Below are 20339 nucleotides of genomic sequence, written 5' to 3'. Positions count from 1 at the left end.
AGTTTTGCCGAGCCATATATTTGTTTATTTAACTTTCAGATAGTTAGTCATAAAACGTGCCGGGTGAAAAAAAACTGTGCTTGTTTGGGCTTACATGAGCTTGAGAGATCGCTTACATAGATAGGAATAAATGCGACAAATTTCTCTTAGTGAAACATGTTTAGCTAACGGCTTGGAACCCGCGGATAAATCTCTTACTATCAGTCTAATTATCTTCCTTATCGAAAAGTTATGGCGAATATATTACTGGTAGCAAATCTCAATTGTGATCGTATTTTTTTGCTCAACCACCCACTGAAGCCCGGCGGTCGATTTCATTACAAAGATGGTGGCCAGCGTCTTGGTGGCGGCGGTGCCAATACCGGCATAGGTCTTGTATGGGCTAGGCATCAGGTTTCTCTGGTGACAGAGGTTGGCCGTGATAAGGTTGGTGATTGGTTAATCGCCGAGGCGAGTACACAAGGGATCAACTGTAGCCAGATCCAACGTCGAGCAGGCAATACCTGTGAGATGTTGTTGATGATGACACCTGACGGTGAGCGAACCATTATCAGGCCTGAACGACCTAAGTTCGAGTTGCCTTTGCCACCCAACTGGAAAAATGTCGACGCCCTATATATCAACTCCTCAACAGAAGGGGCGGCAAGTTGGTCTAAAACGGCCATGTCACATTGCTTGGTGTTGGCTCAGTTAGCAAAAGATCAGCGAGCTAGGCCATGTCACGTGCTTATTGCATCGCTGAGTGATATGCAGGGGCGTTGCAATGGTGATCCTTGGAAGTTTGCTCAAGCGGTAGCGGGTAAAAATCTGAAGTATTTTGTGGTGACTGATGGTGAACATGGCGCCACAGCTTATAGTGAAAACGACCCAATACACGTTGCCGCTGTACCTAGCCAAGTTGTTGATACGACAGGCGCCGGAGACGCTTATGCCGCAGGGCTTATCCATGGCTTAGTCAGCCAGCAAACGATGTTCGAGTCGATGCAGGAAGCGGCCGTTTGGTCAGGATTTGCCGTGGCGTGTAACAGCTCTATTCCAGGTAAGGGCTTGAAACAGCACTTATCGCCGGAGTAGTTGCTTGTTTTAGCTAATTTATAGCTAAATCATATGTATGTCATCTCAGTGACATACAAGTGTCATCTTCTGCGCCTAGGATGTGCCGCAGATACACTCTGAATGCAAACTTCCACTCCTAAGCTGTATATTGCCTCGCTTCTTCAGTGAGGCTTTTTTATTTCTAAAATTCAGCAATAGAGTAAAAGTCGATGCGAGCCTTGTGCTTTTCAGTTACCATTTACAAAAAAATAACAATTGCTGGGTTTAAGCTTGCAGCAGTTCACTGATGTAGAGTGAGGATGAAATATGGGTAATAGAGTTTGGAATGATAAAAAGCGCTTTATATGGCTTCTTTCTCTATTACTGCTAGCAGCTTTTGTGGTGACTAGTGGGATTAGTTATCAAGTTGCCCGTGACTCATTAAGTGAACAGATTAAAGAAAATAACCTGCCGCTTACCAGTGATAATATTTACTCTGAGATTCAGCAGGATCTGCTTAGACCTATTTTTATTTCCTCGTTAATGGCACAGGATACTTTTGTCCGAGACTGGACCATTAACCATGAACAGACACCAGATAAACTGATCCGTTACCTTAAAGAAATCCAAGACAAGTACGCCACGGTCACAAGTTTTTTTGTTTCAGAAGCTTCACGCAAGTATTACCACTCTAGCGGTGTATTAAAGCAGATAGAAGATATTAACCCCGATGATGCTTGGTATTTTCGAGTGCGCTCTTTACCTAAGCATGAACACTATGAGGTGAATATCGATCCAGATACGGCCGACCAAAATCGCACAGTTATTTATGTAAACTATAAGGTATTTGACTTTGATGGTAATTTTATAGGTGTGACTGGAGTTGGCCTAGCGGTAGAAAGCGTTAAACGCCTGATTGAGCTTTATCAGACTCGATATAACCGCAGTGTCTATTTTACCGATAGGCAAGGGAACGTCACCTTGCACAGCGAGCAATATACAGGTGCAGCGAACTTACAAACCAGCCCAGGATTGGAGTCTCTTGCCACTCGGATCCTCACAAGTCCTAGTACCTCGTTTTCGTATCAGAAAGCGGGAGAGACGGTCTATTTAAATAGCCGGTTAGTCTCGGAGTTCAAGTGGCATTTGATAGTCGAGCAGCAAGAGGCTAGGGGCGAGCAAAAACTATTAACGACCTTTTGGGCCAATATAGGCTTAAGCCTACTTATTACGCTTGGGATCTTACTTATCGCCAATATGACCTTAGGTAAATATCAGCGCAAACTAGAATTGATGGCTTCGACCGACAAACTTACAGGCGCGGCTAATCGGCAAGCTTTCGAAGAGGGCTTCGCCAAGTCTTTAGCTAATTCGGTATTAGAGAGTTCGCCAATGTCGGTATTGTTGTTAGACATTGACCATTTTAAGAAAGTTAACGATTCCCATGGCCATAATATTGGAGACTTGGTGATCCAAACCTTAAGCCACCTTCTTAGAGGCCAGTTAAGGAGCGATGATTTACTGTGTCGTTGGGGCGGGGAAGAGTTTTTGATATTACTACCCAGTTGTAACCTAAGCCAAGCGAGTGATATTGCCGAAAAGCTCAGGGAGCTGGTTGAGGCTCGGCTACTGACAATCAATGGCTGCCAAATCAATGTCACAATAAGTTGTGGCGTAGCTGAGTACCGAGCATCTGAAAAGGCTGAAGAGCTGATTAATCGCGCCGATGTTGCGCTCTACCAAGCAAAAGAGCAGGGGCGTAATCGAGTGGTTATGTCTTATTAGTGGTTTGATAGTAGCGGTGACCTCAAGGCTTGAGCTACGGCAGTTTTCTACCGCCGATGCGCTGGGTTTTTATTGCCTGAATCGTGATCCTCAAGTGCTGAAATACACAGGGGATTCTCCTTTTGAAAACGTACAAGATGCCGCCGACTTTATTCGTCAATATGACCAATATCGTCTCAATGGTTTTGGCCGCTGGGCGGTTTATATCAAAGATACTCAAGAGTACATCGGCTTTTGTGGCTTGAGCAGAGCGCGAGGGACGAGTGATGTGGACTTGGGGTTTAGAATTAGCCGTGAGTATTGGCGCAATGGGTATGCAACCGAAGCGGCTAATGCAGCCATTGTTTTAGCGTCACAGGTTTATGGTTTAAAGCGATTGGTCGGACGGGTGATGGCTGAAAATCTTGCCTCGATTCACACCTTGCAGAGAGTCGGATTTATACCAGCCCCTAGCCAACTTGATACTGAGATTTGGCGTCATTTCTATATGGAGCTGGATCAAGTTGCCGCATCTATAGGTGATGGTGTTAGGATAGTTTAAGTTTTTCAACAGAGTGGATATTGATGGCACCTCAAATATTAGTCGAGCAGATTTCAGGTATATATCATGGCGAAGCGATAACTGAACTCGGTAGTGTAACTTCAGGGATCAATCACAAGGGCCGTGCCACTGAGTTACAAGTTGGTATCCAAGCCGTTGCCGGAGATGCGCAAGCCGATCCCAAACACCACGGTGGACTCGATCGCGTCTTACATCATTTTCCCCGGGAGCATTATGGCCAGTACCGACGCTGGGATTTAATGGATTGCTTTAAAGATGCGCCTGCCATGGGTGAGAATATTAGTACCGTAGGACTAGATGAGAGCCAAGTACATATCGGCGATATCATCAAGATTGGTGAAGTCGAACTGCAAGTGACTCAACCACGCTCTCCCTGTTTTAAGCTCAATTTGCAGTTTGGTCATAAAGAGTTTGCACTAGCAATGCAGCAAAGCGGACGTTGCGGCTGGTTTTACCGGGTGCTTAAGCCAGGCATTATCTATGAGACCGATAAAATCGTACTGCTTGAGCGATTGACCGAGATCAGTGTCGCCGAGGCGATGCATATTTATTTTTTAGCTGAATTTAATCTCGAGCAATACCAGCGTTTAATGGATTGCGAAGGGCTGGCAGTGGCATGGGTAAATAGTCTGCAGCGCCGAATAGAGAATAAGGCTATAGAAGATTGGCAGATGCGCCTTTATGGTCCCAACAAATAATCAATTAATACACGAAAATCAATAATTTCAAGGAGTGGAATGTATGACCCAAGATGAAAAGAACATGGGAGTTTTGGTGCACTTAGCTAGCTTTTCTGGTTACCTAGTGCCGCTTGGCAGTATTTTGGGGCCGCTTATCGTTTGGTTAATGAAACGCGATGAATTTCCATTTGTAGAAAGCTGTGGCCGCAACTGCCTTAACTTCAAGATAAGTGTGATTATCTATTTTATTATCAGCGGGATCTTAATGCTGGTGGGAGTAGGTTTTCTGCTCATTGGGATTTTAGCCATCTTCGATATCATAGTGACCATTATCGCAGCGATTAAGGCAAGCGAAGGCGTGAGCTATAAATATCCTCTGACGATCAACTTCATTAAGGAAAGGGCTTACTAACCTTTACCTAAATCAGAAGCCTTATACAAAAATGCCTATTGGAAATTTCCGATAGGCATTTTATTTAGCGCTTCATTTAGCGCTGCAACCAAACTACATATTCAGGGCTACATGTTAGGGTAGTTTGGTCCACCGCCACCCTCGGGAGTTACCCAGGTGATATTCTGACTCGGATCTTTAATGTCGCAGGTCTTACAGTGAATGCAGTTTTGGCCATTAATGATGAATTTCTTCTCACCGGCTTCTTCAACAATCTCATACACGCCAGCAGGGCAGTAACGTTGCGCTGGTTCATCGAACTTAACCAAATTAACGTCAATCGGAATACGAACATCTTTTAAGCGTAAGTGGCATAGCTGATCTTCTTCATGGAAGGTATTAGATAAATACACCGAAGAGAGCTTATCAAAGCTTAATTTGCCATCAGGCTTAGGGTAATCAATCTTGCTGTAAGCGCTGGACTCAGCCATTTGCGCGTAGTCAGGCTTTTCATCGCGTAGGGTTACAGGCAGCTTACCGCCAAACCAATTTTGGTCGATGAAGTTAAAGGCACCGCCTAAGTAAGTACCGAATTTGTGCATCGCAGGGCCAAAGTTACGCGAGCAATATAGCTCCTCTTTGAGCCAGCTTCCATCGAACCTGTCTTGTAAGCAATCGAGATCTTTACCCGCTTCAACGCCGGCCATCAGGGCTTGTGCCAATGTCTCTGCAGCTAACATGCCGCTCTTCATCGCGGTATGGGTACCTTTAATTTTGGCGAAATTAAGGGTGCCAGCATCACAGCCAATAATCATACCGCCAGGGAAGGTCAGCTTAGGCAGAGAGTTGAGGCCGCCTTTAGTAATGGCTCTTGCGCCGTAGGCAATGCGTTCGCCACCGGTTAGCGTCTTAGCAATAACAGGATGAGTCTTATAGCGCTGAAACTCATCAAACGGGCTTAGATGTGGGTTCTTATAGTTGAGATCGATAATTAAGCCGACGGCGATTTGATTATTCTCTAGGTGATACATAAAGCCACCACCTGAGGCGCCTTCAGTTAACGGCCAACCACCAGTGTGAACCACCTTGCCGAGTTCATGTTGCTCACTCGGCACTGTCCAAATTTCTTTAAAGCCAAGACCATAATGTTGCGCGGTTTTGCCATTGTCGAGATGGTACTTTTCAATAAGCTGTTTACCTAAGTGACCGCGGCAACCTTCACCAAATACAGTGTACTTAGCGTGTAGCTCCATACCAGGCTCGTAGCCGTCTTTAGGCTGCCCATCTTCGCCAACGCCCATGTCGCCTATTTGGATGCCTTTCACGCTACCGTCTTCGTTAAACAGTAATTCGCTTGCAGGAAAGCCTGGAAAGACTTCGACACCAAGTTCTTCGGCACGTTCGGCTAGCCAGCGACAGAGGTTGCCCACACTGATGATGTAGTTGCCTTCGTTATGCATGGTTTTAGGCACAAGAGCATTAGGCATGGCGCGAGCATCGGTTGCCGAGCTAAGCATATGGATTTCATCATGGGTCACGGCTGTGAGCAGAGGGGCATTTTTATCGCGCCAGTCATCAAATAACTCATCGAGCACTTTGGGTTCGAACACGGCACCCGACAATATATGTGCACCGACTTCAGAGCCTTTTTCGACCACACAGACGCTGAGCTCTTGACCACTGTCTTGAGATATTTGCATTAAACGACATGCCGCCGCCAACCCTGAGGGGCCTGCACCCACGATTACTACATCGAATTCCATCGATTCGCGTTCCATCAGATCACCTTTCCTTCTTCTTTCCCCCGATGACAATAGTGCAGATTGAATCAACCACACTATAAACGGGTGTTTTAATATTTTAGTTTACCTTACCTGAAAATTGCTCAAGGGCACAGCGTTTACAAACTTATGCTGCAGATATTTTAAGCATTTCTTGCTGTGATAACTGTCACAAAAACTTTATATGTGTTGGCGTTTGACAGTAAATGTGGGGTTGGGGGTATGGTTTGTCACAAAAATACGCCTATAATCAAGGTTGACGGTTCTCCGAGCTTCTTACCCTACGTCGAGACAGATACGGGTTTTTAGCCGTGGCAATAACGCCACCGGGGTGGGAAAAGAAATGATCTCACCTCCCCTTACTTGGAAAGGTGATCATGTCCCAACTACAAGACAGTTTTGGTCGACGGTTTCATTATCTGCGTATGTCAGTCACTGACGTATGTAACTTTAAATGTACTTATTGCCTCCCCGATGGCTACCGCCCAGACGGTAAGCCCAAGTTTCTCGATCTCAATGAAATCGAGCATTTGGTTTCGGCATTTTCACAAGTCGGCACGCAAAAAATCCGTATTACTGGTGGTGAGCCATCTTTACGTAAAGACTTCACTGACATTATTCGTATCGTCAAAGACAACGATAAGATTAACACCATTGCGACTACCACTAACGGTTACCGTTTAGCTAAGCATGCCCAAGAGTGGTATGACGCAGGGCTAAGACGCATCAATATTTCGGTCGATAGTCTCGACCCAAAAATGTTCTACCAGATCACAGGTGAGAATAAGTTTGATGAAGTGATGCGTGGAGTCGATGCGGCATTAGAAGCGGGTTTTGAGCGAGTAAAAATCAATGCTGTGCTGCTAAAAGGCCTTAACGACAAAGACCTACCGCGTTTTTTACATTGGATTAAGAGCACGCCGATAGATCTGCGCTTTATCGAATTAATGGAAACCGGTTTAGGCCACGACTACTTCAAAGCTCACCATTTAGCGGGTAACGACATCAAGTTGCAGCTAGAAGAGGCGGGTTGGCAGTTTGATACGCCAGCGGCTGACGACGGCCCTGCGCAAAATTTCAGTCATCAAGACTATCAAGGCCGGATTGGTCTAATCATGCCTTATGCTAAAAACTTCTGTGCTAGCTGTAACCGCCTGCGAGTTTCGGCTAAAGGTAAGCTACACCTGTGTCTATTTACCGAGAACGGTGTCGACTTGCGTGATTTGCTGCAAACTCCTGATCAGCAAGCAGAGTTAATCGAGCGTTTACACGGCCAACTTGCTCAGAAAAAAGAAACTCACTTCTTACATGATGGCATTACAGGTGTGACTCAGCACTTGGCTTCGATTGGCGGCTAATTAAACTCTGATCTGACGCAACGTAAGTTGCGTCAGAAACTAGGTATAATCGTCACTATTACTCAGTAAAATAAGACTCGGTAAAATAAGAGACCATTATGGGACACTGCACTCAAAGCAAGTTTACGGCGCTAAACATTGCTGTTTTAACCTTATCTGACACCCGTGATTTTACTTCTGATACTTCAGGGGCCTTTTTAGCGACAGCGCTACTTGAGGCGGGTCATAATCTTGCTGACCGCCAGATCATCAAAGATGATAAATATCAGATCCGTTCTGTATTATCTCAATGGATTGCATCTGATGATGTACAAGTGATCATTACCACTGGTGGCACAGGTTTTACCGACAGAGACAATACTCCAGAAGCGGTCAAACCGTTATTTGATCGAGAGATTGAAGGCTTTGGCGAACTCTTTAGACACATTACTTATACCGAGCTTGGCACATCAACTGTGCAATCACGCGCGTTAGGTGGCTTTGCCAATAAAACCGCTATTTTCTGTCTGCCAGGTTCTACAGGCGCGTGCAAAACTGGCTGGAATAAGCTGATTCAAGAACAGCTTGATGCAACGCATCGTCCTTGCAACTTTGTGATGCATGTGAAAAAAATCACCGAATAGGTCCAATAGAGACCCGTTTAACAGTACTGTTTAGCGGTGCTGTTTTAGTTACTTTGACCCAAATTTATTAGAAGGCGTAAACCCAATGACCAATGCTTTTACCCATATTAATGCTGACGGCAATGCTCACATGGTAGATGTAACAGATAAGTCTGTTACCGAGCGTGAGGCGCGTGCCGAAGCTTACATTGAGATGGCAAGTGAAACACTAGAGATGATCATGAGCGGCAGCCACCATAAAGGTGATGTATTCGCTACGGCGCGTATTGCAGGTATTCAAGCAGCCAAAAAGACTTCTGATTTAATCCCGCTTTGTCATCCTCTGATGCTAACCAAAGTGGAAGTAGAGCTTGAAGCGCAGCCTGAGCATAACCGCGTATGGATCCGCAGCCTATGTAAGCTATCTGGTAAGACTGGCGTTGAGATGGAAGCATTAACAGCCGCGTCTACAGCCGCATTGACCATTTACGATATGTGTAAAGCGGTTCAAAAAGATATGGTGATTTCTCAGGTACGCTTAACTGAGAAACGTGGCGGCAAGTCTGGGCACTTTAAGGTATAGAGAAGATTATGATTAACGTATTATTTTTTGCACAAATTAGAGAGTTACTTGGCACCGCTAGCGTAAAAGTGGAAGCGGGTGAAAACACACAAACAGCTGAAGGCCTAAGAGCTAGCTTAGCCGCTACTGACGATAAGTGGGCTAAAGTGATGGCGTCTGACAAGTTATTGGTGGCAGTTAACCAAACTATCAGCCAGTGGGACACGCCAATTGTTGATGGTGACGAAGTGGCATTCTTCCCGCCTGTAACTGGAGGTTAAGATGATCCGTGTTCAGACTCAGGACTTTAATGTTCCAGAGGAATATCAGTTAATCAGCCAAGACAACAGCGATGGCGCGGTAGTGACTTTTGTCGGTAAAGTGCGTGACTTTAACGACGGCAGCGCGGTAACTGATCTAACACTTGAGCATTATCCGGGCATGACCGAAGCCGTGCTAAATCAGATTGAAGCCGAGGCGCGTGAGCGTTGGCCGCTGAATAATGTCACTATTATTCACCGTGTTGGCGCTATGGCGTTAGGCGAGCAGATTGTATTTATCGGTGTGACCAGTGCCCATCGTAAAGCGGCGTTTGCTGCCTGTGAGTTCTTAATCGATTTTCTTAAGACTAAAGCACCGTTTTGGAAACTAGAAGCCGGTGATAAAGGCGCCAACTGGGTTGAAGCCCGTGACGCCGATGAGCAAGCTGCAAAAATGTGGGATAAGTAACCCGTAATATTGACGCTGTTAAGGACGCAAGGAGATTGGCTAAATGAAACTAAGGGTGATGTTACTGGCATTATTGCTGCCCTTTTTAGCAATGAGTAAAGTGGTTTTAGCAGCGCAAGATATTCCGGCTATTGCAGCGGCGTCGAGCATTAAGTTTGCCCTCGATGATATTGCTAAACAATTTACCCAAGAGACAGGGCGTAAGGTACGAATATCTTATGGCTCTTCGGGTAACTTTGTCGCCCAAATTCGCAACGGTGCGCCTTTTGAGTTATTTCTTTCAGCCGATGAGCGCTATATCACTCAGTTAGCTAAGGCGCAGCAAACACCTGATCAGGGCGTTATTTACGCCGTAGGCCAGTTGGCGATTGCCGCACCTAAGTCTTCACCTTTGCCCCTCGATGCTAATTTAGAGGGGGTTAAGCAATTTTTAGATTCGAAGCAGCTAAAGCGTTTTGCGATTGCTAATCCTGAGCATGCTCCTTACGGCGAACGCGCTAAAGAAGTGCTGCAAAAGTTGGGTCTTTGGCAAGATATTCAGCCGAATTTGGTTTTTGGCGAGAACGTTTCCCAAGCGGCGCAATTTGCGGTGAGCGGTGCGACTCAAGGCGGCTTAGTGGCCTTGTCATTAGCGGTGGCCAAGCCGTTTAAAGCACGAGCTAACTATGTGGCTATCCCGCAGGAGTACTATACGCCGCTTGATCAGCGTATGGTGTTGACCTTGAAAGCGGGTGAAACCGCTAAATTATTTTATACCTATCTGCAGTCTGAGGCCGCTCAGAGTGTGTTTGCCGATTACGGCTTTGCGAGAGCGATGAATTAATGGATTGGGAAGCGTTATTGCTATCGATTAAGCTCAGCAGTGTGACTGTGCTTATCTTGATCCCGTTGGCGGTTATAGCGGGGCGTTTTCTAGCTTACCGGCACTTTCCCGGTAAGTCATGGGTCGAAGCCCTAGTGATGGTGCCTTTAGTATTGCCACCAACGGTTATCGGCTACTACCTGCTGGTGGGTCTTGGGAGCGAATCCTGGCTTGGGCGTATGTTAGAGCAACTGCTTGGCCATCAACTGGTATTTCACTTTTCAGGCCTAGTCGTCGCCTCCATCTTAGTTAATATTCCTTTTGCGATTCAGCCCATTCAACGTGCTTTTGAAGCCGTACCTGAAGATGTGCGTGACGCAGCAGCCTGTTGCGGCATGAGCCGTTTAAAAGTGCTGTTTAAAATCGAGCTGCCTATGGTGTGGCCGGGTGTGTTAACTGCAATCGTGCTTTGTTTCTCCCACGTGTTGGGTGAGTTTGGTGTGGTGCTGATGATGGGCGGTAACATTGCTGGTGAAACTAAGACCATTGCCATTTCAATATACGACAGCGTACAGGCATTTGATTTTGCGAGTGCCGGTAGTATGTCGCTGGTATTGCTGTTGTTTGCGATTACGGTATTGGCGTTAACGACCAGTCTATCGCGCCGTGTTGGAGGCCAGCATGTCGCAAATCGTCGCTGATCTCTATTGCCGAATTAAACAGAACAAGCATATTAAGCTCGATGCGGAGTTCACCTGCAAGGCGGGTGAAGTGCTAGCTGTTGTTGGCCCGTCGGGTGGTGGTAAGTCGACACTATTAAGAATGATAGCGGGATTAACTAAACCCGAAAACGGCGAGATCCGCTATGGTGATAAGTCATGGTTTGACGGCTCTCAGGGGATACAGCTAACGCCGCAGCAACGTCATTTAGGGTATGTGCCACAGCATTTTGGGCTGTTCCCTAATCTAACCGCGTTAGAGAATGTGGTGGCTGCGCTGGATCATATTCCCAAAGCTGAGCGTGAGGCGCGGGCTAAAGATTGGCTGGAGCGGGTGAATCTTCACGGCCTCCCCGATAGGCTTCCGGCGCACCTTTCTGGCGGTCAGCGTCAGCGTGTTGCATTGGCAAGAGCACTGGCCCGTGAGCCTTCGGTGTTACTGTTGGATGAACCATTCTCTGCGGTCGATAGGGAAACCCGTGAGCGACTCTATTTAGAGTTGGCTAGGCTCAAGGAGCAGTTGGCTATTCCGGTCGTTATGGTGACCCATGACTTAAATGAGGCGATGTTGCTAGCCGACAGTATGATTTTGATCAGCCAAGGCAAGATGCTGCAGCAAGGTCGTCCTCGAGAAGTGCTTACACGGCCTCACAATGAAGCAGTGGCTAAGCAGATGGGTCTGCGCAATATCTTTGATGCCTATGTGATAGCTCAGGAAGAAGAGCGACAGATCACTTGGTTGAAATTTGGTGAGCACCTGATCGCCAGTACCTATTTTGAAAGTTTAGATGTTGGGGCTAAGGTGCGCTGGGTGATCCCAAATCAGGGCGTGCGCTTTAATTCGATTAAGAAGGGCCGACTATGTCGTAGCTTCAATAAACTGGATATTACCGTCGACTCAATGTTAGTCATGGGAGAAACTGTGCGGGTACTGGCAAGCGTGACAGGCGTGCAGCATAAGATCCATGCCGAGGTGCCATTATACTTGGCACAACAATTAGAGTTAGCGGTAGGCACACAAACGACTGTAGCGTTAAAGTCTGAGTTAATTCATATACTAGAAAAATAGATTTTTAGAGACGTGTTTAGCGGTAATAAGCTAGGTATTAGCATATGATCAAAGTTTAATCTTTGCTCCATCTAGATGTTATACACAATGTCATAAACTTAGCTCCTATATATAAGAGGAGTGCTATTTTATGTCTAAGAAATTAACTGGTTTAATCATGTTGTCTGCGGTGTTAACGCTACCCGCTATGGCAGCGTACAATGGTCCAGGTCCGGCAAGTCACGTAAAAGCAGCGGCTGATGCGGCTAAGGCAAAAGACAACACACCTGTAGAGCTTACCGGTTATTTAGTGCAAAGCTTAGGCGATGAAAAGTATCTGTTCCGCGACGACAGTGGTGATGTAGAAGTTGAAATTGATAATAAGCTTTTACGTGATATCGAAGTCTCAAGCGACTCTAAAGTTAAACTTATCGGTGAAGTCGATGATGAGTGGCAAGGTATTGAAATAGAAATTGACAGTTTACGTCTGGTTTCTGAATAATCCTTTAAAGAAAGTGGTTTAGCGTTTTATTTTCGGAGGAGCCATGGCTCGCTGGCTAATTGGTTTGTTATTAGTATCTGGTAGCTCGTTTGCTGGCCAAGGCTTGTATTCATTGTTGTCTGCGGGGAATTACCCTACGGCAACAGAGATGATGCAAAAGCTGGAGCAGCAACATGAGGGCGTGATCTCCGAATTTGAAACGGATATCGAAAATGGTGAGTTGATTTACGAATTCAAGATAATCGATCCACAAGCTAAAACCATCACAGAATATGAATATCGAGCGATAGATGGCAGCATGAAAGAGCGTGAAGTCTCTCGTCTAAAGAGTGACGACAAAGATGAGCTTTCAGGCGTACTGATGCTGCAACAAAATGGTCACTCGCTATCGGAAATGTTGACCCTAGTAAATGAAAAAAGTAGCGGCTATATAGTGAAAGCTGAAGTCGACAACGATCTAGGGATCAGTTATATAGAATTAGAGATCCTTGATGTTGACGGTAAACGCCAGTTGGCCTTCGACATTGAAAACAAACAATTATTACCACTGCTCAAATGGGACTAAAACATGAAAATACTCATGGTTGAAGATGACGCGACTACCATCGAATATGTCGTAAAGGGATTTGTTGAGCAAGGGCACAATATAGAAACAGCGACTGACGGCCACCAAGGTTTGTTGCTCGCGACGAGTATGAAGTACGATTTAATCATTTTAGATCGCATGTTACCGCAGCTCGATGGCCTGAAGTTATTAGCGGCGCTACGCGCTACTGGCAGTCAAACGCCGGTATTGATCTTATCTGCGCTGAGTCATGTCGACGAGCGAGTCAAAGGCCTGCGAGCGGGTGGTGATGATTACATGACCAAGCCTTTTGCTTTCTCTGAGCTGCTGGTCCGCGCTGAGAAGTTGATGCAGCGTGGTGAATCACAGCCTGCGGTTACCGATCTAAATGTGGGTCCATTAACCATAGAGTTGCTGACACGTAAAGTGACGCTAGATGGTCAGGAAATCTTACTGCAGCCAAAAGAATTTCAGCTACTTAAATACCTGATGGAACATGTTAATCAGGTAATTAGTCGTACTCTGCTTTTCGAAGCTGTGTGGGATTATCATTTCGACCCTCGTACCAATGTCATCGATGTGCATATCGCTAAACTGAGACGTAAGTTTGAAGAGTTAGGCCACGGTGAGTTAATCGAAACTGTTCGAGGTGCTGGCTATCGGTTACGCCAAGGGCATTAAGCCCTATCAGAGTAGTGCTTGGCGCATTACCATCATATTCTCGGCCCTAGTAACTGTCATTATTGGCACATTGTTACTGGGGATGTATCGCCAACTGATCAATGAGCAAGAGTATCAGTTGGACTTGCATTTAGACGCCGAAAAGACTCGCTATCAACAGATGGCATTGACCCTGGATAAGCGCAGTTTTGCGACTCAGGTGCGCGGTGCCGACCCCAAAGTCACCTTGATTGTTTGGCGTGACTCCTTCGATTATATCGGCTCTTTGAGCATGATCCCCGACGATATGCCTATGCTACCGGAGAAGCGAGAGTTTCCCGTGTTTACCGGTGGCCCAGAAAAACTGCATATCTTAACCGGCGGCATGGTAATGACTCGTTATGGGCCCATGCTGATCGCGACCCGTGTCGACCAGCTCGGTGCACTAATCGATAAGTTTACCAATGCTGCGATTACCGCGCTGATGCTAACAGTTGTGTTGACCTTGGCGTTGGGCTACCTATTTTCTAAAGCCATTTTACGCCGCCTAGTGCAGTATAACCGCCTAAGTAAGAAGATTGAGCGGGGGCAGTATTCGACACGTTTACCCGTGGGGTGGCGCCAAGATGAATTTGATATGTTGGCTCGCCAATTTAATGGTGTTCTCGATGCGCTTGAGAAAAATCTCGCGGCAGTACGAGGCGTTACCGACAATATCGCTCATGATCTGCGTACCCCATTGTCTCATCTTCGAATCGGCTTAGAGCAGTTACCGAGTAAGCCTAAAGAGGAGCTTGAGGAAAGCTGTGCCATCCTTACTGAAGAGCTAGATCATTGTTTAGCAACCTTCGATGCCATGCTGTCGTTGACACGTATCGAAGAGGGGCAACAAACTTTAGAGCTGCAAGATGTTAGCTTAATTGCGATTAGCCAAGACTTGTTCGAGATGGCCGACGCGATGGCCGAGTTTAATGGCCAGTCGTTGAAGCTGACAACGGGTGAAGAGTTTCAAGTAAGTGGTGATAAGTACTTGTTGTTCCAAGCCTTGTTTAACTTGGTTGATAACGCGATTAAGTATTCAGGTGAAGGCGCGACTATCAGTATTTCTCAAAACCGCAATGTGATTTCGATTCAAGACAACGGCCCGGGGATCCCCGAGGGCTCCCGTGACAAAGTCTTTGAGCGTTTAGTGCGTTTAGATCCTAGCCGTCATCACAAGGGTACAGGTCTAGGTTTATCTATGGTGAAGGCGATTCTATCGCGCCATAATGCTAAAATAGCGTTAACCGATAATCAGCCCGGCTTAAAAGTGACTATCACTTTCTAGCTTGCAATCGAGGCCTTAGTGCCTGATTGCCAATCTTTGAGAACGCCCTATATGTACCAAGTCATTGCCGATGAGCGCGATTTTATTGTTATTAATAAATCGGCAGAAGTTCACTTTCATAGCCAAGATGGCACTGCTGGGGTGGTTGCTCAAGCAGAAGCGGATCTTGGCATTAAGCTCTATGCCGTGCACAGGCTAGATACTATGACATCTGGGTTGATTATCTTAGCCAAATCTAGCGCTGTGGCTGCCGAGTTTACCCGCATGTTTTCGGCGCATTTAGTGCAGAAGTATTACCTTGCTTTGGCTATAGGAAAACCAAAGAAAAAGCAGGGTTGGGTTATTGGCGATATGGCCAAGTCTCGCCGTAGTATGCACAAGTTATTACGCAGTACAGAAAATCCTGCCATTACTCAGTTTTTCTCCCACTCTATTGGTGAGGGAGAGCGCCTATATCTACTTAAACCTCACAGCGGTAAGACTCATCAACTCAGGGTGGCATTAGCCAGTATTGGCACGCCGATTTTAGGCGATACCTTGTACGGTGGCGCCGAGGCTGACCGAGGTTACTTACATGCTTACTGCTTGGATTTCCAATATCTAGAGCAAGACTATCGCTACACAGTTGCGCCGCCATCAGGTGAGCTATTTAACTCAGCAGGCGTGGCAGAACAGCTTATTGCTTGGCAGCAACCAGCCGACCTAGTCTGGCCGCAATTAAAGAAAGCTAAGTAGTAATACTTTGTCGGCGCTTGTTAGCGCCTATTAGCGTTATTGTTAACCTCTCATTGATTCATATTGCATATCTCTGATTTTGGATTCACAAATCAGCCCATAACGAGTAGGATAGAGCCCCTAAAAACTCCTGTATTCAGGACAAAAATTTGAGTGGGCTAATCTTCACTCAATGACAAGATTAAGGGCTGATTTAACGTGCACAAGCGAGCTATTTATCCAGGTACATTCGATCCTGTGACCAATGGTCATGCGGATCTGATTGAGCGTGCAGCAAACCTATTTGAGCACGTTGTTATTGGCATTGCAGCCAATCCTTCTAAACAGCCAAGATTTAGCCTTGAAGAGCGCGTCGAGTTACTTAAAACTGTTACCGCTCACCTTGATAACGTTGAAGTCGTTGGCTTTAGCGGCTTGTTAGTGGATTTTGCAAAAGAGCAAAACGCCAGTGTGTTGGTTCGAGGCTTGCGTGCGGTGTCTGATTTCGAATATGAATTTCAGCTAGCCAATATGAATCGTCGTTTGAGCCCTGATCTCGAAAGCGTATTTTTAACCCCAGCGGAAGAGAATTCTTTTATCTCTTCAACCTTAGTCAAAGAGGTGGCGCTGCATGGCGGTGACGTGAGTCAATTTGTTCATGTTGAAGTTGCTAACGCGTTAACTAAGGCTAAATAACTGCTTATGTTTAAGTTTATTAGAGTTAGCATAATCCGACTGCTAACCATTATCAGTATTGTATTTTCTTTTACTAGCAGCGCCGCACCTTGGGTCGATACCTCTGATATCTATTTAAGAGCAGACATTCAGGCGCTTGCCGATGCCGGTGTTATTACCGTTCCAGTAAATACCTACCCGTTAATGTGGTCAGGAATTGGCGGTGATTTGGCAAAAGTGGAGCCTTCGACGTTAACGCCTGGATTAGTCGAGGCTTTTTCGCGAGTTAATTATTATTACCGTAATGCCGTAGATAATCGTGGCAATATCAGCGTTAAGCTAGCTGCGGCGAGTGATCCTGCACGTTTTCAGCACTTTGGTTCGGATTATCGTGAGCAAGGCGAGGCCAGCACATCTTACGAATACTTGGGTGAGCGATTTGCCTATAAGGTCTCAGTCTCAGCCAATTACGATCCTGAAGATGATGAAGAGTTTCGTTTCGATGACTCCTATCTTGCTATGGCACTAGGCAATTGGATGTTTACCTTTGGCGCCGTCGAGCAATGGTGGGGCCCGAGTTTTGACTCATCACTACATAAATCGAATAACGCTAGACCTATGCCGTCACTGATGCTGAGCCGAAATAATGCCGAGGCCTTTGAAACGCCTTGGCTTTCTTGGATTGGCCCTTGGACATTTACAGCTGGCATTAGCCGTTTCGAAGAGGAGCGATATGCTCCAAATACCCTTTTATGGAACTTTAGAGGTTCAATTCGTCCATTTAAACAGTTAGAGATGGGCGTATCTTGGACTACGCAATTTTGTGGTGATGGCCAAGAATGTACTTGGGAAAGCGCCTTTAAGTCGATTACCGGTCAACGAGATTGCCGTGCCGAAAATTCGGATGAAGTTGGTTGTTCTAACTACGGTAACCAAATAGCCGGTTACGATATTCGCTTTAGCGACACTTGGTACAACGTGCCGTTCGGTGTCTACTACCAAAGAACTTGTGAAGATGCTAAGAGTTCTGCACCTTGGGATATCGTCGATTGTGGCAAACTATTTGGTGCCGATACGCGTTTTAACTTAGATGGCCAGCAGTATAAAGTATTTCTAGAATACACAGATACCATGGTAGCCTGCGGCGAAGATCAGAATGCCTTTAACTGTTTTTACGAACACTCAACTTACCAAAGTGGCTCACGTTATTATGGCCGAGCACTGGGCAGCACTTACGACAGTGACGCTAATGTTTATGTGTTAGGTTTGATTGGTCAGTATGCTAACAGCAAAGGTTTTACCTCGCTGCTGCGTTACGCTCAACTGAATAAAGATGGTAAAAGCCCTAGCCACGGATGGGCGCCGCAGCCTCTTAAAGAAGACTTATTGATGCTGGAGCTCAGCTATCGAATGCCATTTTGGTACGGCATGATGAGTGTTGGTGGCAGTGTGTCTCAATCAGAGTTTGAGGTACAAGAAAGTGATACCAATGCTACAGTGTTTGGTACTTACGAATATAAGTTTTAACTAGCTTTAAGCATTGAAAAAGCCAACGTTGATACGTTGGCTTTTTTACTGCTGCTGATGCCCCGTCATGAGATAAGTTGACCGTTTGGGCATTTAAACAATGATTGCGGATTGGGTATGAAGCGTTTTGCTAAAATATTGTCAGTTATTACCGTGCTATCGCTGGTTATCTACGCGTTTCAACAAGGCGCATTTGCGACGGTTGCTGATAGTAACTGGATTGCCGAATATTTAGCTGAACAGGGTGATAAAGGCCTTGTGGTGCTGTTTTTTATTGGCGCGGTTTATACCAGTGTTGGTGGCCCAAGACAGTTTATGGCCTTTGCCTTTGGTTTTGCACTGGGTGGTATAAAAGGCGCATTAGTGGGGAGCTTATCGGCGCTACTAGGCTGCGTTCTTACCTTTTATTTTGCTCGATTTGTGTTTAGGGATAGCTTAAAAAAACGCTTTCAATCTAAGTTGACTCGCCTAGAGAATTTAATTGTTCACCGCACGATATTGAAGATGATTATGATCCGTATTTTGCCGCTGAGCAGTAACTTTTTGACCAATCTGGCAGCGGGTTCTACTCACATAAGTGCTTGGCGCTTTTTTACTGGTAGTGGTATCGGTTTTATTCCGCAAATGATGGTGTTTAGTTTTGCGGGAGCAGGCCTTGGACTGTCAGACAATACCAGCTTGCTAATCAGCGCGGGATTATTTGTGTGTGCTTCTATCATCGCGTTTTATTTGTATAAAACTCGCTTGAGGCAGCAAATAAGCGAGATTATTGAAAACAAATAATCTCGCTAACTCAGTATTGTTGATATGTGCTTGCCAGCTATCTTGGCTGGCACAGACTACAGAAAACCGTCGCCCGTTGGCCAAGCTTAATTTCACTAAGCAGATGGCCACATTGGGTACAGGTTTCGCCGCCGCGGCCATAAACGTGCAGCTTTTGCGCAAAGTATCCCGGTTTACCATCGGCATTGGTAAAATCTTTAAGCGTAGTGCCGCCTTGTTTGATTGCGCCAGCAAGGATCTGCTTCACTTCAGCAACTAATACCTCAACCCTTTCGGCATCGACTTTGCCCGCTTCGGCTTGCGGATGAATACCCGCGGCGAACAGTGCTTCATTGGCGTAAATATTACCTACGCCCACCACAATATGATTATCCATTAAACATAGCTTGATGGCCTTTTTCTTATTGGCCAAGCTCTCTAATAGGTAAGGGGCGTTAAAGGCGTCAGTGAGCGGCTCTGGGCCCAATTTTGACAACAATGGGTGTGCTTGTTCAGGTAGTTCGCACCACAGCCAGGCACCAAAGCGTCTAGGGTCATTAAAGCGCAGTGCTTTGCCGCTAGCGAGCACTAAATCAATATGGTCATGTTTTTCAACCGGCGTTGTAGCAGGCAGTATGCGTAAACTACCTGACATACCTAAATGCACGATAGTCGTGCCAGCATCGGTATCAATCAGTAAGTATTTAGCGCGGCGACGCACATTGCGAATAGTTTGGCCAATGATCTGCTTAGCAATATCAGGAACCGGCCACCTTAGTGACGGATTACGGACTATTAGGTCGGTCACTTGGTTATCAATTAAATAAGGCGATACGCCTTGTCTAGTGACTTCAACTTCGGGGAGTTCCGGCATTTATATTCTCTCTTGTTATTTTTTTATGCTGATGACTGCCATTACGAATTGTTAGCGTAATCAGTTTACTTGCGCGCGAAGGATCGGGCTTAAGGGCTCGCGTAAACTTGGTGGGATCTGATACCAGTTTCCAGCCGGTGACTTTAACAAGCCTTGCTCGCTAAACAAAATCCACAGTTGGGCGTCGATGAGATCATCCACTTGGATCACCAGCTCAACAGGCTCGCCGGCAGTTTCAGGCTTGTCAGTCAAAGCCGATATATGTATTTGTTCCCAAGCATTAGCCCATTCCAAGCAGTTGAGTACTTGGCTGCTGCATTGCCAGCCTGATTGACGCTTCTGCAGCCAGTGTTCACCGTATTGCAGTTGAGACAGAGGCGCAGCGTTGTCAAATAGCGCCTGAGTCAGCATTGGCGTTTGCTGGCTATTCCTCTCGATTACGGTCAGGACTGAGATCATCAGTACAGATGCCACTATGATGATGGTGTTCCACTTTTTGCGGGAGAGTGCCATGGTTTGGGTAATTGTTTGTGGATGGTTGTTTTATAAGTGTATCTGCTCGGTTGGGGTTACACAAATTTGGCAACGGTAGGTGGACCGTGGTTCGCCACTTTGTAGTGTATCAGGCAGCGCCTGACTCTTAAGTTAGACTTCGTCTAACAACTTAAACAATCAAACT

Annotated in this window: 24 protein-coding genes and 1 riboswitch; of the genes, 21 read left to right on the top strand and 3 right to left on the bottom strand. The window is 46.0% G+C overall.

Translation table 11 applies throughout. The features are described 5' to 3' along the window. Positions 1–231: 231 nt before the first annotated feature. The 5 genes from K5Q73_RS06130 to K5Q73_RS06110 all read left to right on the top strand — a co-directional run bounded on the left by K5Q73_RS06130 (position 232) and on the right by K5Q73_RS06110 (position 4474). The gene (locus K5Q73_RS06130) at positions 232–1074 is read left to right on the top strand and encodes a PfkB family carbohydrate kinase (protein WP_220762277.1); all 843 of its coding nucleotides are present in this window, start codon (positions 232–234) and stop codon (positions 1072–1074) included. Positions 1075–1362: 288 nt separating this feature from the next. Further along, positions 1363–2820 carry a sensor domain-containing diguanylate cyclase gene (locus K5Q73_RS06125; RefSeq protein WP_220762279.1) on the top strand — a complete coding sequence of 486 codons (1458 nt, stop codon included), beginning with the start codon at positions 1363–1365 and terminating at the stop codon, positions 2818–2820. A gap of 16 nt (positions 2821–2836) precedes the next feature. Beyond that, the gene (locus K5Q73_RS06120; RefSeq protein ID WP_220762281.1) at positions 2837–3361 is read left to right on the top strand and encodes a GNAT family N-acetyltransferase; all 525 of its coding nucleotides are present in this window, start codon (positions 2837–2839) and stop codon (positions 3359–3361) included. Between the two features lie 23 nt (positions 3362–3384). Next, complete coding sequence (locus K5Q73_RS06115; RefSeq protein WP_220762283.1) at positions 3385–4080, top strand: MOSC domain-containing protein; 696 nt, start codon at positions 3385–3387, stop codon at positions 4078–4080. A gap of 43 nt (positions 4081–4123) precedes the next feature. Then, positions 4124–4474 (top strand): DUF4870 domain-containing protein, encoded by a 351-nt coding sequence (locus K5Q73_RS06110; RefSeq protein ID WP_220762285.1) that lies wholly within the window; start codon positions 4124–4126, stop codon positions 4472–4474. A 107-nt stretch (positions 4475–4581) separates the two neighbouring features. Here K5Q73_RS06110 and K5Q73_RS06105 read toward each other — a convergent pair whose 3' ends face one another. Then, complete coding sequence (locus tag K5Q73_RS06105) at positions 4582–6231, bottom strand: electron transfer flavoprotein-ubiquinone oxidoreductase (protein WP_220762287.1); 1650 nt, start codon at positions 6229–6231, stop codon at positions 4582–4584. 256 nt (positions 6232–6487) lie between these two features. Next, positions 6488–6624: riboswitch (molybdenum cofactor riboswitch) on the top strand. Here K5Q73_RS06105 and moaA point away from each other — a divergent pair. From moaA to K5Q73_RS06025, 16 genes are all read left to right on the top strand, one after another. Next, the gene (moaA, locus tag K5Q73_RS06100) at positions 6612–7592 is read left to right on the top strand and encodes a GTP 3',8-cyclase MoaA (protein WP_220762289.1); all 981 of its coding nucleotides are present in this window, start codon (positions 6612–6614) and stop codon (positions 7590–7592) included. It overlaps the preceding riboswitch by 13 nt. 98 nt (positions 7593–7690) lie before the next feature. After that, entirely contained in the window at positions 7691–8215 is a 525-nt protein-coding gene (gene moaB / locus K5Q73_RS06095) for a molybdenum cofactor biosynthesis protein B (protein ID WP_220762291.1), read from the top strand. An 85-nt stretch (positions 8216–8300) separates the two neighbouring features. Beyond that, complete coding sequence (moaC, locus tag K5Q73_RS06090; RefSeq protein WP_041411171.1) at positions 8301–8777, top strand: cyclic pyranopterin monophosphate synthase MoaC; 477 nt, start codon at positions 8301–8303, stop codon at positions 8775–8777. 8 nt (positions 8778–8785) lie between these two features. Then, on the top strand, positions 8786–9037 hold the full coding sequence (gene moaD, locus K5Q73_RS06085; protein WP_220762293.1) for a molybdopterin synthase sulfur carrier subunit: 252 nt from the start codon (positions 8786–8788) through the stop codon (positions 9035–9037). Between the two features lies 1 nt (position 9038). Further along, on the top strand, positions 9039–9485 hold the full coding sequence (gene moaE, locus K5Q73_RS06080) for a molybdopterin synthase catalytic subunit MoaE (protein ID WP_220762295.1): 447 nt from the start codon (positions 9039–9041) through the stop codon (positions 9483–9485). A gap of 43 nt (positions 9486–9528) precedes the next feature. Beyond that, the gene (gene modA / locus K5Q73_RS06075) at positions 9529–10308 is read left to right on the top strand and encodes a molybdate ABC transporter substrate-binding protein (RefSeq protein WP_220762297.1); all 780 of its coding nucleotides are present in this window, start codon (positions 9529–9531) and stop codon (positions 10306–10308) included. Beyond that, complete coding sequence (gene modB, locus K5Q73_RS06070; protein WP_220762306.1) at positions 10308–10988, top strand: molybdate ABC transporter permease subunit; 681 nt, start codon at positions 10308–10310, stop codon at positions 10986–10988. Before modA ends, modB begins: the two co-directional genes overlap by 1 nt. Further along, a complete protein-coding gene (locus K5Q73_RS06065) occupies positions 10969–12075 on the top strand; it encodes an ABC transporter ATP-binding protein (protein ID WP_220762308.1) in 1107 nt (368 codons plus the stop codon). Before modB ends, K5Q73_RS06065 begins: the two co-directional genes overlap by 20 nt. A 130-nt stretch (positions 12076–12205) precedes the next feature. After that, a complete protein-coding gene (locus K5Q73_RS06060; protein ID WP_220762310.1) occupies positions 12206–12556 on the top strand; it encodes a YgiW/YdeI family stress tolerance OB fold protein in 351 nt (116 codons plus the stop codon). Positions 12557–12599: 43 nt separating this feature from the next. Then, positions 12600–13121, top strand: a complete 522-nt coding sequence (locus K5Q73_RS06055; RefSeq protein ID WP_220762312.1) for a PepSY domain-containing protein — start codon at positions 12600–12602, stop codon at positions 13119–13121. 3 nt (positions 13122–13124) lie between these two features. Next, positions 13125–13802, top strand: a complete 678-nt coding sequence (locus tag K5Q73_RS06050; RefSeq protein ID WP_012157298.1) for a response regulator transcription factor — start codon at positions 13125–13127, stop codon at positions 13800–13802. A gap of 82 nt (positions 13803–13884) precedes the next feature. Further along, a complete protein-coding gene (locus K5Q73_RS06045) occupies positions 13885–15108 on the top strand; it encodes a HAMP domain-containing sensor histidine kinase (protein ID WP_220762430.1) in 1224 nt (407 codons plus the stop codon). A gap of 51 nt (positions 15109–15159) precedes the next feature. Then, on the top strand, positions 15160–15843 hold the full coding sequence (locus tag K5Q73_RS06040) for a TIGR01621 family pseudouridine synthase (protein WP_220762433.1): 684 nt from the start codon (positions 15160–15162) through the stop codon (positions 15841–15843). A 198-nt stretch (positions 15844–16041) separates the two neighbouring features. Further along, complete coding sequence (coaD, locus tag K5Q73_RS06035; protein ID WP_220762314.1) at positions 16042–16518, top strand: pantetheine-phosphate adenylyltransferase; 477 nt, start codon at positions 16042–16044, stop codon at positions 16516–16518. 6 nt (positions 16519–16524) lie between these two features. Further along, complete coding sequence (locus K5Q73_RS06030; protein ID WP_220762315.1) at positions 16525–18024, top strand: capsule assembly Wzi family protein; 1500 nt, start codon at positions 16525–16527, stop codon at positions 18022–18024. A gap of 117 nt (positions 18025–18141) precedes the next feature. Then, positions 18142–18807, top strand: coding sequence for a TVP38/TMEM64 family protein (locus tag K5Q73_RS06025; RefSeq protein WP_220762317.1), 666 nt, complete (start codon positions 18142–18144; stop codon positions 18805–18807). Between the two features lie 37 nt (positions 18808–18844). On the opposite strand, the gene mutM is transcribed toward K5Q73_RS06025, so the two are convergent. Next, positions 18845–19660 (bottom strand): bifunctional DNA-formamidopyrimidine glycosylase/DNA-(apurinic or apyrimidinic site) lyase, encoded by an 816-nt coding sequence (gene mutM, locus K5Q73_RS06020; protein ID WP_220762319.1) that lies wholly within the window; start codon positions 19658–19660, stop codon positions 18845–18847. Between the two features lie 60 nt (positions 19661–19720). Then, on the bottom strand, positions 19721–20173 hold the full coding sequence (locus K5Q73_RS06015; RefSeq protein WP_220762320.1) for a hypothetical protein: 453 nt from the start codon (positions 20171–20173) through the stop codon (positions 19721–19723). Positions 20174–20339 lie beyond the last annotated feature (166 nt).

Origin of the sequence: Shewanella sp. MBTL60-112-B2 (assembly GCF_019655055.1) — a bacterium.
Lineage (GTDB): Bacteria > Pseudomonadota > Gammaproteobacteria > Enterobacterales > Shewanellaceae > Shewanella.
This window is presented reverse-complemented; position numbering and strand designations above follow the sequence as displayed.